Annotated in this window: 14 protein-coding genes; 2 read left to right on the forward strand and 12 right to left on the reverse strand. The window is 58.1% G+C overall.

What is annotated here, in order from left to right:
* Positions 1-71: 71 nt before the first annotated feature.
* Complete coding sequence (gene fliK, locus AC0B60_RS06395) at positions 72-1,445, forward strand: flagellar hook-length control protein FliK (RefSeq protein ID WP_465084932.1); 1,374 nt, start codon at positions 72-74, stop codon at positions 1,443-1,445.
* A complete protein-coding gene (locus tag AC0B60_RS06400) occupies positions 1,442-1,744 on the forward strand; it encodes an EscU/YscU/HrcU family type III secretion system export apparatus switch protein (RefSeq protein ID WP_465084933.1) in 303 nt (100 codons plus the stop codon). The genes fliK and AC0B60_RS06400 overlap by 4 nt, the downstream gene beginning before the upstream one ends.
* Before the next feature lie 17 nt (positions 1,745-1,761).
* Here AC0B60_RS06400 and AC0B60_RS06405 read toward each other — a convergent pair whose 3' ends face one another.
* From AC0B60_RS06405 to AC0B60_RS06460, 12 genes are all read right to left on the reverse strand, one after another.
* Positions 1,762-2,154, reverse strand: a complete 393-nt coding sequence (locus tag AC0B60_RS06405) for a DUF2802 domain-containing protein (RefSeq protein ID WP_465084934.1) — start codon at positions 2,152-2,154, stop codon at positions 1,762-1,764.
* A gap of 68 nt (positions 2,155-2,222) precedes the next feature.
* Positions 2,223-2,711 carry a chemotaxis protein CheW gene (locus AC0B60_RS06410; protein ID WP_007153948.1) on the reverse strand — a complete coding sequence of 163 codons (489 nt, stop codon included), beginning with the start codon at positions 2,709-2,711 and terminating at the stop codon, positions 2,223-2,225.
* A 132-nt stretch (positions 2,712-2,843) separates the two neighbouring features.
* On the reverse strand, positions 2,844-3,632 hold the full coding sequence (locus AC0B60_RS06415) for a chemotaxis protein CheW (RefSeq protein ID WP_465084935.1): 789 nt from the start codon (positions 3,630-3,632) through the stop codon (positions 2,844-2,846).
* The gene (locus AC0B60_RS06420; protein WP_465085173.1) at positions 3,625-4,422 is read right to left on the reverse strand and encodes a ParA family protein; all 798 of its coding nucleotides are present in this window, start codon (positions 4,420-4,422) and stop codon (positions 3,625-3,627) included. Before AC0B60_RS06420 ends, AC0B60_RS06415 begins: the two co-directional genes overlap by 8 nt.
* Positions 4,423-4,668: 246 nt before the next feature.
* A complete protein-coding gene (motD, locus tag AC0B60_RS06425; protein WP_465084936.1) occupies positions 4,669-5,451 on the reverse strand; it encodes a flagellar motor protein MotD in 783 nt (260 codons plus the stop codon).
* Between the two features lie 27 nt (positions 5,452-5,478).
* Positions 5,479-6,216 carry a flagellar motor protein gene (locus tag AC0B60_RS06430; protein WP_465084937.1) on the reverse strand — a complete coding sequence of 246 codons (738 nt, stop codon included), beginning with the start codon at positions 6,214-6,216 and terminating at the stop codon, positions 5,479-5,481.
* On the reverse strand, positions 6,216-7,364 hold the full coding sequence (locus tag AC0B60_RS06435) for a protein-glutamate methylesterase/protein-glutamine glutaminase (protein WP_465084938.1): 1,149 nt from the start codon (positions 7,362-7,364) through the stop codon (positions 6,216-6,218). Before AC0B60_RS06435 ends, AC0B60_RS06430 begins: the two co-directional genes overlap by 1 nt.
* Positions 7,365-7,396: 32 nt before the next feature.
* Positions 7,397-9,559, reverse strand: coding sequence for a chemotaxis protein CheA (locus AC0B60_RS06440; RefSeq protein WP_465084939.1), 2,163 nt, complete (start codon positions 9,557-9,559; stop codon positions 7,397-7,399).
* A 17-nt stretch (positions 9,560-9,576) separates the two neighbouring features.
* Positions 9,577-10,365: a protein phosphatase CheZ gene (locus tag AC0B60_RS06445; protein WP_465084940.1), complete on the reverse strand. Its 789-nt coding sequence runs from the start codon at positions 10,363-10,365 to the stop codon at positions 9,577-9,579.
* A 20-nt stretch (positions 10,366-10,385) separates the two neighbouring features.
* Complete coding sequence (gene cheY / locus AC0B60_RS06450) at positions 10,386-10,769, reverse strand: chemotaxis response regulator CheY (protein WP_036204864.1); 384 nt, start codon at positions 10,767-10,769, stop codon at positions 10,386-10,388.
* A 176-nt stretch (positions 10,770-10,945) separates the two neighbouring features.
* Complete coding sequence (locus AC0B60_RS06455) at positions 10,946-11,677, reverse strand: RNA polymerase sigma factor FliA (protein WP_040474539.1); 732 nt, start codon at positions 11,675-11,677, stop codon at positions 10,946-10,948.
* Positions 11,678-11,707: 30 nt separating this feature from the next.
* Positions 11,708-12,520: a MinD/ParA family protein gene (locus AC0B60_RS06460; RefSeq protein ID WP_465084941.1), complete on the reverse strand. Its 813-nt coding sequence runs from the start codon at positions 12,518-12,520 to the stop codon at positions 11,708-11,710.
* Positions 12,521-12,539 lie beyond the last annotated feature (19 nt).

A 12,539-nucleotide genomic window follows, 5' to 3' on the forward strand; every position in this document is an offset into this window, starting at 1 on the left:
GGGTTCAGACGTTCGGAAAGGCAATACTTACCGGCGGGGCGTATTATAGCGAAAGCGCCTCAGGAATACTCTTGTCTGACATCAAATCAGTGGCAATGAAATTACCAAACGGTAACCCCACACCACCACCCAAAACCGAGTCACCGGCGCCGATCGTTCAGCGGCCTGCCGGGGGGCAACCTTCAGCGGCGCTGGACGCGGCCTCCGCCCGTGTTCAGCTTGACCAGCTCAAGCTTGCCAATCAAGAGGCAACACTCGCACGGGTGGCAGAAGTGATCAACCGCCAGTCATCCGCCGGTGCGAAATTGTTGCTGGAGATTCGTGGGCAGTCGCTGACCGTTCAGGCGGCCATTGGAGACACATCCCTGGAAACCGGTGACTGGGTCAAGGTCATGCGTGCGGGCAATGAACTGCAACTGATGGGCAAGTTGGCCCAGACGCCGGAAACCACGATCTCCCGGGCGCTGGCGCAGCGCCTGCCCTGGCAACAGTCCATTGATGCCGGCCTTGCCAGAATTCTGACAACGCTGACTGGCGGTGCGAGACCCGACAGCGTTGCGCCCACTGGAACACCCATCAACAATCCACCACAGCCACTTCCGCAACCGGTAAGACAGGCCATTGAACAACTGGTATCACGGCTGCCCTCCAGCCAGTCACTGACCCCGGGCGCCGGAACTCAACCCAGCGCGGCCAGCCAGCTACGGCAGTGGGTCGAGGAAAGCGGGCTGTTCGCCGAGTCGCGGCTGGCGAGGACGCCCGAGGGCGCCCTGCCCGATCTTAAGCTTGCCATCGGCCGGGTCATCACCACCTTGCTTGCACAACAGGGGAACGGCCCCGACGCCTTCAACCGCTTTACACCACTGGCAAGTCCGGAACTGGTACAGGCACCGCTTCAGTTTCCCAATACGTTTCCACCTCCGCCGCCACAGGCGTCTGCAGAGCCAACGGTTGGACAGATGCTGAGGCTGCTGGCTGGCATGCTCAATCGCATTACCGTGAATCAGTTGCACAGCCAGATACTCTCGACCCGGACCACCGCCGAGGCGCCAACGCCGGTATCAACCATGCTGCTGGAGCTCCCCTGGCTGAACCCCAACAACGAACCCCGGATTGCCCAGTTACGAATCGAGCAGGACCCGGCAGACGGTGGCCAAACAACCTCTGGCACCCCCCGGGCAACGGAGTGGCGCCTTTCACTGGCCATGGATCTGGACGAAGCCGGGCCTTTGCATTTTGATTTATCACTGCGGCAGGATCAGGTGTCTGCACAAGTGTGGGCGGAGAAGCAGTCCACGCTGCGCCAGGTTCGGGAAGACCTGCCACAATTACGCAAGGGCCTTTCGGATATCGGTCTGGATGTGGTGGACCTGGAGTGCCGGCGGGGGACACCAAGGGGTGCAAGCACCCGTCTCGAACACCGGCTGGTGGACACGCGAGTATGAGTACAGATCAACGGAAAACAGATTCACCGGCGGCAGTGGCACTGAAATACGACGGCGAAAGAGCCCCGGTCATTGCGGCAAGCGGTACCCACGAGCTGGCGGAGGAAATCATCCGCATTGCCCGTGAACACAATGTGCCGCTGTACGAAAACCCGGAGCTGGCCAGCATACTGGCGCGACTGGAATTGAACGACGAAATCCCGGAGACACTCTACCGGGTGGTGGCTGAGATTCTCGCCTTTGCCTTCAACCTTCAGGGCCGTACGCCAGAGGACGCCGGACGACCCCGTGAAGATTAGGCAGATAAGCTCATAGGTCAGGCTGCCTGGCGTTTACGAAGCGCTGATACCAGTTCGGCTTCCGGCCGCGAAATGCCGCAGGTGTTCATCAGGTCGTCGATATCCGCCCCCAGGTCCACTAACCTTGAGGCCTCATCGTAGGAAATTCTCAACGGATCATTCTGACGCATTTCGTCAAGCATACCGCGCAATTCATGAAGCTGGCGCTCGCACGTGACCACTCGCTGCCCAACCCCCATACTGCCACTGGCCGTCGCGTGGAGCTCGCGGCCAAGGGTTTCGCAGCGCTCTTTCATTTGCTCTCGAAGTTTTCGGTTTTCACGGCGTAGCATCAGGCCCTGGGCAAACAGTAAGCACAGGGCAGCGGCTGTAGGGAGCCACGGAGCCAGGGAAGAGATTTCTGCAAACATAATGGACGTCCTCGGTTCGTTGAAACCACCGGGCGTCCATCCAGCCTGCTGTCCGGCCAAAGCCGGCGTTACAGCGAGGAGATTTCAGCCCATTCGTGGTCTGACAACATTTTGTCGAACTCGACCAATATGATCAGTTCGCCGTTCTTGTTACACACACCCTGGATGAACTTGGCACTTTCCTCGTTCCCCACGTTGGGCGCGGTCTCGATTTCACTGGCTTTCAGGTACACCACCTCGGCAACCGAATCCACCAGGATGCCCATCACCTGGTTGGAGGACTCCATTACCACAATGCGTGTCGCGTCTGTTACTTCCGCATCCGCCAGGCCAAAGCGACGGCGGGTGTCAATAACGGTGACCACATTGCCCCGCAGGTTGATGATGCCCAAAACGTAATCCGGGGCACCTGGAACCGGCGCAATCTCGGTGTATCGCAACACTTCCTGGATCTGCATGACGTCGATGCCATAGGTTTCATCATCCAGCCTGAAGGTCACGTACTGCAGTACCTGATCATCCTGGGCCTGATTTTGCTGTCCGCTCGGGGATGCCATAGCCTTGTATCTCCTGTTCGGCTGCCCGGCGGGCAGCCTGATCGTCAAAAATTCATCATCAGTGCCCAATACTATAGTTCAGGGCACAAACCGTGCCAGCAGAGCACGGTTTCATTCGGTAACCGGAGATTGCTAGCTCAGGTCGAGGTGGTGTTCCCGCTCAGCCCGGACCAGCAAGTCCGCCATGGTTTTAACATCAATCAGTGCGCACATGTGGTCAATGACCGTGCCAGCCAGCCAAGGCCGCTTGCTGCGGGCCGTCCGCCAGCGTACTTCATCCGGTTTCAGGGTAAACGACTGCGCAACATCGTCACAGGCCAACCCCCATTCACTACTGTCCAGCCGGATCACGAAGCGATAGTTGTCCCGTGCGCCCGCCGGTGCCCGACCCGCCATGATCCATTCCGCTGTATCCACCACTCTGAGATTGCGGTCCCGGTCCGGGCGCATGCCCATGTACCAGCGGGGGCTGCCGGGAATCGGCTTCACCGGATCTTCTATTCGGTGAATGGCGCCGAGCAGTATCAACGGCACCGCCAGTTGCAGCCCTGCAACCGTAAAGATCAGGCATTCAAAAGGTTTGTCTGACCATTCCGGCCGACCCGGGGGCTCCACCTCAGGAGGCGACGGAATATCGGCAGCCTGTTTGTGCTCAACCGGGGGTGGCTCCACCTCCGGCGCCTTCTCGACCACCGGGGCCGGTGCTGCCGGCTTTCGCAACTCAGCCTTCGCCTTCTCGGCCGGCCGGGCCACAATGGGCGCGGGCTTTGGCGCGATGCGAGTGCGTTCTCGGGAGACCGGTTCTGGCGGTTCCGGCTCTTCACGCAGGGCGGTATCCGTCGCCGTATGCAGCAGTTCGTCCAGATAGCTGGCAATGGCGGAGCTGGGGTCCGCCACCTGTGTCATTTTTTTGTCAGCCATGCCGACGCTCCGCCACCGAGCGTGTTGTTTCCTGTAGATCACTCAGCAGACGGGCATATCCCCGAACGCCATGAGTTTCAGCATCCATGGATGACGGGGTAACTCCGGCCTGACTGGCGTCGCGGAATTTGGTGTCCACTGGAATGGCGAAACGCCAGAGCGTATCGCTGTGAGTCTTTCGCAACTGGTTAAGACTTTTCACCGATGCTTGGGTACGGCGATCAAACAGCGTCGGTACAATGGTGTAGGAAAGCTGGTTTTTCTGGGAACGCATGATCATGGTGAGCGTGTGCAGCATCCGCTCGAGTCCCTTGATGGCGAGAAACTCGGTCTGAACCGGAATGATCAGGTGTTGTGCGGCGGCAAGCGCGTTTACCATCAGCACGCCCAGCGACGGCGTGTTGTCCAGCAGGACGTAGTCGAAGTCATCCCACAACTGGGCCAGGGCTCTGGATACAATCAACCCCATGCCCTCAACACCGACCATCCTCCGCTCAAGGGTTGCCAGCGCTGTGCTGGCCGGCAACAGGGACAGCCCCGGACAGCTGGTTTCGGTAATCAACTGGGCCGGCAGACCATCCGGCACTTTGCCCTGATGCTGGAACAGATCGAACACACTGTGGGCGATGGTGTCCGGGTCATACCCAAACCAGCTGGTCAATGAGCCATGGGGGTCCAGATCGACCACCAACACACGCTTACCACTCTCCGCCAGTAGGCCACCCAAGGCTACAACCGACGTGGTTTTGCCCACACCGCCCTTTTGATTGGCTACTGCCCAGATGCGCACGCTGTGCACTCCATATCTGTCACCAAATCCATCGCCAAGCTCGTCACCACACTGATTCCCCAGAAATACCCGTTCCGGAAGCGCCGCACGCATACCGTGTTATCGGCCACGATCCGTTCAACTTGAAAACAATCCGGCAAGAGGTTGCCGGGACCTAAAGATGTACAGACGTTAATACAGATATTGTGCCAACTCGCCTATAGGCACCTTCCGCCATGACTCTGCAACGTGATGATCGAAAAGGTGTTATCGCATCGCGCCACGAATACTGGCATCGCGGGAGATCAGCAGAACCACGCGTCGGTTGCGACGGCGACCTTCCTCGGTGTCGTTGCGGGCCACCGGTTGGTGCTCACCGTAACCAACAGCGGCCAGCCGTTCGGCCTCAACGCCCTCCATTGACAACATGCGTACAACCGCCGCTGACCGAGCAGCGGAAAGCTCCCAGTTGGAGGGAAAGGCACTGGTGTTTATCGGGCGGTTATCTGTGAAGCCCTCAACCCGAATGGCATTATCCCGGTTGCGGAGTACAGCGGCGATTTTCGCCACCACTTCGAAGGCATCGTAATGGGGCTCGGCATCGCCACTGCCGAAAAGCAGGCTGTTGCGCAGACTCAGCTCTAACCACTCGTCGCTGGTTTCCAGGGTAACCACGCCCTGGTTGATCAGTTCGTCAAACTCCAAAGCCAACCGGTCCGCCATAGCGCGCAGCGCCTCGGTGCGCCCTTCAGCGCTCATGGCAGGATTCTGAGGTGCTTCGGTTACGGCAGGCTCAATCACGTCTTCAGCGGCCTGAGGAGTCGAACGCCGGGGCTGGTCGCCTACTTCTATAGGTTGGAAGGAGCGCTGAGGGGCATTGAAGACGCCTGTCAATGTTTCAGACAGCACCTTGTACTTGCCCTCGTTCACCGACGACACGGAATACATCACAACAAAGAACGCAAACAACAAGGTGATGAAGTCGGCGTAGGAAATCAGCCAGCGTTCCTTGTTGTGAAGATCGTCATCCTGCCGCCTGCGTCGTCTCATCAGCTTACCCTTGGCCCGATGCCGGCACTACAGGAAGCCCCGTAAGCGCAGCTCGATGGATTTAGGGTTCTCGCCTTCTGCAATGGCGATGATGCCGTCGATCATCATGTCTTCATAACGGGTGCGTTCCCGCAGAATGCCACGCAGCTTGTTGGCAACCGGGAAGAACAGCAGGTTGGCCAGCGCCACACCGTAGATGGTGGCCACAAACGCGGTGGCGATACCGCTGCCCAGTGACTGGGGGTCTTCGAGGTTGGTCATCACCTGAATCAGCCCCATCACCGCGCCGATGATGCCAATGGTGGGCGAATAGCCACCCATGGCCTCAAACACCCGAGCGGACTCCAGATCCCTCTGTTCACGGGACTCCAGGTCCACCTCCATGATGCTGCGAATGGTTTCTGTCTCAGCACCGTCCACCAGCAGTTGCAGCCCCTTACGGGCAAAGCGTTCAGATTCTTTCTCAGCCAACCCTTCCAGCCCCAGCAGACCCTGCTTACGGGCCTTGACGCTCCAGTCAATAACCTTGCCAATACCATCTTCCAGGCTGATATAAGGCGGAAAGAACACCCAGCGCACCTGGGAAAAGGCCCGCTTTAACAGCGGCCAGGAGGTCTGGAGGATAGTGGCTGCGAGCGTACCACCAATGACGATCAGCGCGGCCGGGCCATTGAACAGCGAGCTGACGGCACCGCCTTCCAACAGGTTTCCACCGAGAATCGCCACAAAGGCCAGAATGACGCCCAGCAGGCTGAGAATATCCATCAGCTAACCCCATCTGTCAGGCGGGGACCAATGTCATCAAGCGCGAGGATTTCGTCAGACAACCCGGCCTTGGCCACGGCCATGGGCATACCGTAAATCACCGACGTTTTTTCGTCCTGGGACCAGATATCGGAGCCGGACTGTTTCATAAGGCGACAGCCTTCCTTTCCATCCGACCCCATACCCGTGAGGATCAGCCCCAGGGTCTTTCCGGGAAAACTCCTGGCCAGGGAGCCGAAAGTCACATCCACGCAGGGCTTGTAGTTAAGCCGGTCATCTCCGGGAAGAATCCTGACTCTGCCCTGGCCACCCCGGTTTTCAATCATCATCTGCTTGCCCCCGGGGGCAAGCAGCGCGACGCCCGGCTTCAGCATTTCTCCGTCTTCCGCCTGGCGCACCTCAATCTGGCATAGTTTGTTCAGCCGTTCGGCAAACGCCGGGGTAAAACTGGCTGGCATATGCTGAACGAGAACCACAGGCGCGGGAAACCCGGCCGGTAATGCCATCAGTACACGTTGCAAGGCCACCGGGCCGCCGGTTGACGTGCCGATGGCAACCACACTGTAGTGTTTCGCAGGCCCACGGCGAATCGAACGACGAACCGGTGCTTCAGGCTCAGGGGAGCTGCTGCGAGAAGGTCTATCTGGTGTCGCCGGCCGTTCCGGCACGCTGCGTCTTGCCGGTGCCGGGCTACGGGACGAAGGCGCCGGGGGTGTCGCAGGAGGCGGCGCAGACGGTTTTGCACCTGGGCGACTGCCAGCAACATCCAGCACACGCTCAATGAGTATTTTCTGAAGCTGGCTGGAATCCCGGGCGATTTCCTCAAAATTCTTGGGCAGGAAATCAACGGCACCTGCCTCAAGGGCATCCAGGGTCACCCGGGCACCCTCGTAAGTCAGGGATGAGAACATCAATACCGGCGCTGGGTGTCGCTTCATGATCTCACGGACGGCGCTGATACCGTCCATGACGGGCATCTCGTAGTCCATGGTAATGACATCAGGCCTCAGCTTTTCAGCCAGCTCGACACCTTCACGCCCGTTGGTAGCCACCCCAATCACCTTGATCTGACCGGAAGCGGTCAGGATTTCCGTCAGTCGCTTGCGGAAAAAACCTGAATCATCAACGACCAGGACAGAAACCGTCATCCATTTCTCCTAAACCTGGGCCTGCCGCAACGTTATTTTCCGTAGTTCTGAAGCAGGCTCGGAACATCAATTATGAGTGCAATACGACCATCGCCAGTGATGGTTGCACCCGCCATACCCGGCGTTCCCTGCAGGGCCCGGCCCAGGGGCTTGATCACCACCTCTTCCTGCCCGATCAACTGGTCCACCACAAAACCGACGCGCCGCGTGCCCATGGCCACGATAACCACGTGGGCATTTTCCGGTTCCGGCTGCCCGGCTGCGCCTTTGATCAGCCATCGCTTGATGTGAAACAACGGGAAGACCTTGTCTCGAACCACGATGCATTCGCGTCCATCCACAATGTTCTTCTTGCTGAGGTCCAGATGGAAGATCTCAACCACGTTCACCAACGGCAGCGCAAAGGACTGGTCGCCAAGCATGATCATCAGGGTAGGCATGATGGCCAGGGTCAGCGGTACTTTGATGACGATGCGTGAGCCCTTACCCAGCTCCGACTCCACGCTCAGCTGCCCGTTAAGCTGGCTGATCTTGGTTTTCACCACGTCCATGCCGACACCGCGACCGGACACGTCGGATATCTGGTCCTTGGTGGAGAACCCGGCGGCGAAAATCAGGTTGTAGCACTCGGTGTTGGTCAGCCGATCGGCGGCGTCCTGTTCATAGATGCCCTTTTCAACTGCTTTTCGGCGCAGCACATCCGGATCCATGCCGGCACCGTCGTCTTCGATGGACAACAGGATGTGATCCCCTTCCTGCTCGGCAGACAGAGTGACACGGCCCTGACGAGGCTTGCCCGCCTTTTCACGAACATCGGGTGCTTCTATACCGTGATCAACCGAGTTGCGAACAAGGTGGACCAGAGGATCGGACAGCGCCTCCACCAGGTTTTTGTCCAGGTCGGTCTCTTCGCCGTGCATCTCAAGGTTGATTTCTTTTTTCAGGCTGCGGGCCAGATCGCGAACCACCCGCGGGAAGCGGCCAAACACTTTCTTGATGGGCTGCATCCGCGTTGCCATCACTGCGGCCTGGAGGTCGGTGGTGACCACGTCCAGATTGGAGACAGCCTTGTGCATATGCTCGTCTTCACTCTGGGCACCCAGACGCTGTAACCGGTTACGCACCAGCACCAGCTCACCCACCATGTTCATGATGTCGTCCAGGCGTTTGGTGTCCACCCGTACCGAGGTTTCGGCAACCGGCGCATTGGCGTCCCGTGCCGGCATCGCAGGTGTTACGCCTGCCTTGCCATTCTCCGCAGGGGCTTTTTCGGGTTTACCAGCCGATTGGGCGGGCTTGTCAGTCTTGGCACTGGCAGGTTTGGCGGCAGGCTGCTTCGCAGCAGGCGCAGGGGCCGATTCGGCAGTTTCTGCCGTGGGGCTACCGCCCTTACCATGCAGGTCATCCAGCAACTTTTCGAACTCGTCGTCCGAAATCAGGTCGCCGCCACCCTTGCTGTCACCGGCCTCATCGCTGGCAACGTTGCCAGCCGATGTATCCTGACTGTCAGGGACTTCCTTGCTGGATTCAGGTGGGCCTGAAAACTGACCCTTTCCGTGCAACTGGTCGAGCAGGGCCTCGAATTCATCATCGGAGATGTCGTCTCCGCTCCCGCCCTCATCACCGGAAGGCTCATTGCTGTCGCCGCTGGAAACCGGAGCGCCGGTCTTTTCCTCTTCCAGGGCATCCAGCAACCGCTCGAATTCATCGTCGGTAATATCACCGCCATCGTCACCGGAACTGGCTTCATCGCTCTCGTATTGTTCTTCGCGAGCGACCGCTGCGTTTGCTGGCGCCGACTCCCCTGCCGGCTGCGCCAGTGCGTCCAGAGCTGCGATCAGTTCCTCGGGAGCTGGAGTCGGTTCTTCGTGATGGCGAACCTGTTCAAACATGGCATTGACGTGATCCAAGGCTTCCAGCACCACGTCCATCAACTCGGAATCCACTTTGCGCTTGTGGTTGCGCAGGATATCGAAGACGTTTTCCGCGGAATGGCAGCAGTTCACCAAGGCATCGAGCTGCAGAAACCCGGCACCGCCCTTTACGGTGTGAAAGCCCCGGAAGATGGCGTTGAGCAGATCACTGTCGTCCGGGTTTTGTTCCAGGTCGACCAGTTGCTCCGACAGCTTTTCGAGTATCTCGCCTGCTTCAACAAGGAAGTCCTGCAGGATCTCTTCATCGGCATCAAGCGCCATGCGTTACCCTCTTTTACTCAGAAACCGAGACTGGACAGAAGATCATCAACATCGTCCTGCCCCGATACTACGTCTTCGCGTTCTTCGGCCTTGATCTGTGGACCGACACCCTGTTCCGCCGATATCTTTTCCCGTTCTTCCAGTTCATGCACGGTGCCGGTCATCTGGTCCACATGGCTCGCCATCACTACCAGGCTCAACAGATGTTCTTCCACCTCTTTAACCAGAGTGGTGACCTTTTGGATCACCTGTCCTGTGAGGTCCTGAAAATCCTGGGCCAGGAGAATTTCCGACAGGTTGTCGTACATCGCCCCGGCATCGGTATTCAGGGTTACGAAAAATGTGTCGATACGGGCATAGAGCTCACGGAATTCCGCCGGGGCCATCTCACGGCGGCGAAGTTTCTGCCACTGGTCTCTCAGCTCGGCGGCCTCATCACGGAGGGCGCTGGCCTTGGGCATAGCCTCCTCAACCAGATCCATGGTCCGATTGGCTGCTTTGCCGGTCATCTGAACCACGTATTCCAGACGATCCGAGGCATCGGTCATCTTCGACAGAGCTTCTGACTGTTCGTCGTTCCGGGGATCGACCTGGAAATTTCGGATTGCCTCATGGAGGCTGCGGGTCAATCGGCCGACTTCCCGATACAGGCTCTGGTCCCTGACCTCGCTCAGCTCATTGATCAGGCTCATCGCACGGCCATAGTCGCCGGCATTGACCTGCTCAAGCAGTTCGGCCGCCTGGCTGCGGAGTTTCTCCGTAACCTCCGGGTCGAGCCCCTGTTGGTCTTTTTTGCTATTGCTCATGGGAGCCGTCCGACCTCTGATTACTGGATGCGTTCGAAGATTTTCTCAATCTTCTCCTTGAGTACGGCAGCCGTGAAGGGCTTGACCACATAGCCGTTCACGCCGGCTTGCGCAGCGGCGACGATCTGGTCGCGCTTCGCTTCGGCGGTCACCATGAGCACAGGCAGGGTTTTCAGGCTGTCATCGGCACGGACCTCCTTGAGCAGATCGAGCCCGGACATCCCTGGCATATTCCAATCGGTTACCAGAAAATCGTATTTGCCGCTCCTGAGCATCGGCAGTGCCGTATTGCCATCGTCTGCTTCGTCAGTATTGGTAAAACCGAGATCGCGAAGCAGGTTCTTAATGATCCGTCGCATTGTGGAGAAGTCATCCACAATCAGGATTTTCATATTCTTGTCCAATGGGACCTCCAGTTAAAAACGCCCGGAATTCGTTTTTGGCTTCCGGCTCACAGTCTAGCAGGCCGGTAGTTTAACCGCTTATTGTGTGACCTTTGGGCCGGTTGTAAAGCACCGGTTACCAAAAGGCTACAGTAAAGAATGCCTGGCAACGCCGTTCAACGTGACTGGCGGCCTGTTCAGCTCTGCCAACCAGTAAGACGCCCCCGCAGACGGAGCGCGGCCTGGCTGTGAATCTGGCTGACCCGACTTTCACTAACACCCAACACAGCGCCTATTTCCTTCAGGTTCAGCTCTTCCTGGTAATAAAGGCTGAGCACCAGCTTTTCTCGCTCGGGCAGGTCACCAATCGCAGTGGCCAGGCTCTTCCGGAAATTGTCAGACGCCAGACCATCCAATGGGTTATCACTGTCCTCTGTTTCTTCTATCGGCAGCTCGCCGGATTCATTGAGCTCATCCAGACTAAAAAGTCGGCCACTGTTGGCATCGCTCAGAGAGGAATAGTATTCGTCGAGGTCCAACCCAAGCTCCTCGGCCACTTCCGAGTCTTGAGCTTCCCGGCCCAGGCGGTCCTCGACAGCCTTGATGGCTTTGGCAATGCGGCGGGAGTTCCTGTGGACGGATCGGGGGACCCAATCACCCTTGCGAATTTCATCCACCATGGCTCCGCGGATCCGGATACCGGCGTAGGTCTCAAAGGTAGCCCCCTTGTCGGAACTGTATCGCTGTGCAGCTTCCAACAAGCCAATCATGCCTGCCTGCATAAGATCATCCAGCTGGACAGATGCCGGCAGCCGCGCCATGAGGTGAAGCGCTATTTTTTTGACCAGCGGGGCCTGCTCCTCAACGAGTTGGGAAGGTCCTCGTGTACCCGTCCGGTTGTAGATTCCAAGTTCTTTCGCCAATGTCATGTATCCGGCTATTCAGTGACAGGATCAAAATCAGACTTCGACGAGCCGCTCCACAAAGAATTCCAGATGTCCCCGGGGCGACGATGGCAGCGGCCAGCTATCCACTTTCTCCGCAAGGCTCTTGATCGCCAACGACGCTTTTGCTCGCGGATAGGCATCCAACACGGCACGCTGGCGCTGTACCGCCTTTTTTACGGCCTCGTCATACGGCACCATACCCACATATTGTAGTGCCACATCAAGAAAGCGCTCGGTAACCCGGGTCAGTTTTTCAAACAAATGGCGACCTTCCTGCTCATTCCTGACCTGATTAGCCAGTATACGGAAGCGGTTGGTACCGTAATCCCGGTTCATAAGCTTTATAAGAGCGTAGGCGTCGGTAATAGAGGTAGGTTCATCACAGACGACCAGCAATAGTTCCTGTGAGGCTCGGAGGAAGCTGACCACCGACTCGGAAATACCCGCAGCGGTATCAACAATCAGCACATCGATCTGGTCGCCGAGCTCACTGAAAGCATTGATCAGGCCAGCATGCTCCAGGGTGGAAAGCTGGGTCATACGCTGAGTTCCCGAGGAGGCAGGGACGATTTTGATACCACCGGGGCCATTGACCAGCACGTCCCGCAGGTCACATTCACCGGCAATCACGTCCTGGATATTGCGATTGGAGGTAATACCCAGAAGCACGTCAATGTTGGCAAGGCCCAGGTCGGCGTCTAGCAGCACCACCCGACGTCCCATTTGCGCGAGTGCGATGCCAAGGTTCACTGAAACGTTACTCTTGCCAACGCCCCCTTTCCCGCCGGAAACGGCAATCACCTGTACCGGATGTGGTTTGCTCATACTGACTCTGATCTCTTGC

Source organism: Marinobacter sp. V34, assembly GCF_055524115.1.

What these genes read in the sequence shown, in the direction of transcription:
- AC0B60_RS06400 (WP_465084933.1), top strand. Translation starts at nt 1,442, where the DNA reads ATGAGTACAGATCAACGGAAAACAGATTCACCGGCGGCAGTGGCACTG.
- AC0B60_RS06405 (WP_465084934.1), bottom strand. Translation starts at nt 2,154, where the DNA reads ATGTTTGCAGAAATCTCTTCCCTGGCTCCGTGGCTCCCTACAGCCGCT.
- AC0B60_RS06410 (WP_007153948.1), bottom strand. Translation starts at nt 2,711, where the DNA reads ATGGCATCCCCGAGCGGACAGCAAAATCAGGCCCAGGATGATCAGGTA.
- AC0B60_RS06415 (WP_465084935.1), bottom strand. Translation starts at nt 3,632, where the DNA reads ATGGCTGACAAAAAAATGACACAGGTGGCGGACCCCAGCTCCGCCATT.
- motD (WP_465084936.1), bottom strand. Translation starts at nt 5,451, where the DNA reads ATGAGACGACGCAGGCGGCAGGATGACGATCTTCACAACAAGGAACGC.
- AC0B60_RS06430 (WP_465084937.1), bottom strand. Translation starts at nt 6,216, where the DNA reads ATGGATATTCTCAGCCTGCTGGGCGTCATTCTGGCCTTTGTGGCGATT.
- AC0B60_RS06435 (WP_465084938.1), bottom strand. Translation starts at nt 7,364, where the DNA reads ATGACGGTTTCTGTCCTGGTCGTTGATGATTCAGGTTTTTTCCGCAAG.
- AC0B60_RS06440 (WP_465084939.1), bottom strand. Translation starts at nt 9,559, where the DNA reads ATGGCGCTTGATGCCGATGAAGAGATCCTGCAGGACTTCCTTGTTGAA.
- AC0B60_RS06445 (WP_465084940.1), bottom strand. Translation starts at nt 10,365, where the DNA reads ATGAGCAATAGCAAAAAAGACCAACAGGGGCTCGACCCGGAGGTTACG.
- AC0B60_RS06455 (WP_040474539.1), bottom strand. Translation starts at nt 11,677, where the DNA reads ATGACATTGGCGAAAGAACTTGGAATCTACAACCGGACGGGTACACGA.
- AC0B60_RS06460 (WP_465084941.1), bottom strand. Translation starts at nt 12,520, where the DNA reads ATGAGCAAACCACATCCGGTACAGGTGATTGCCGTTTCCGGCGGGAAA.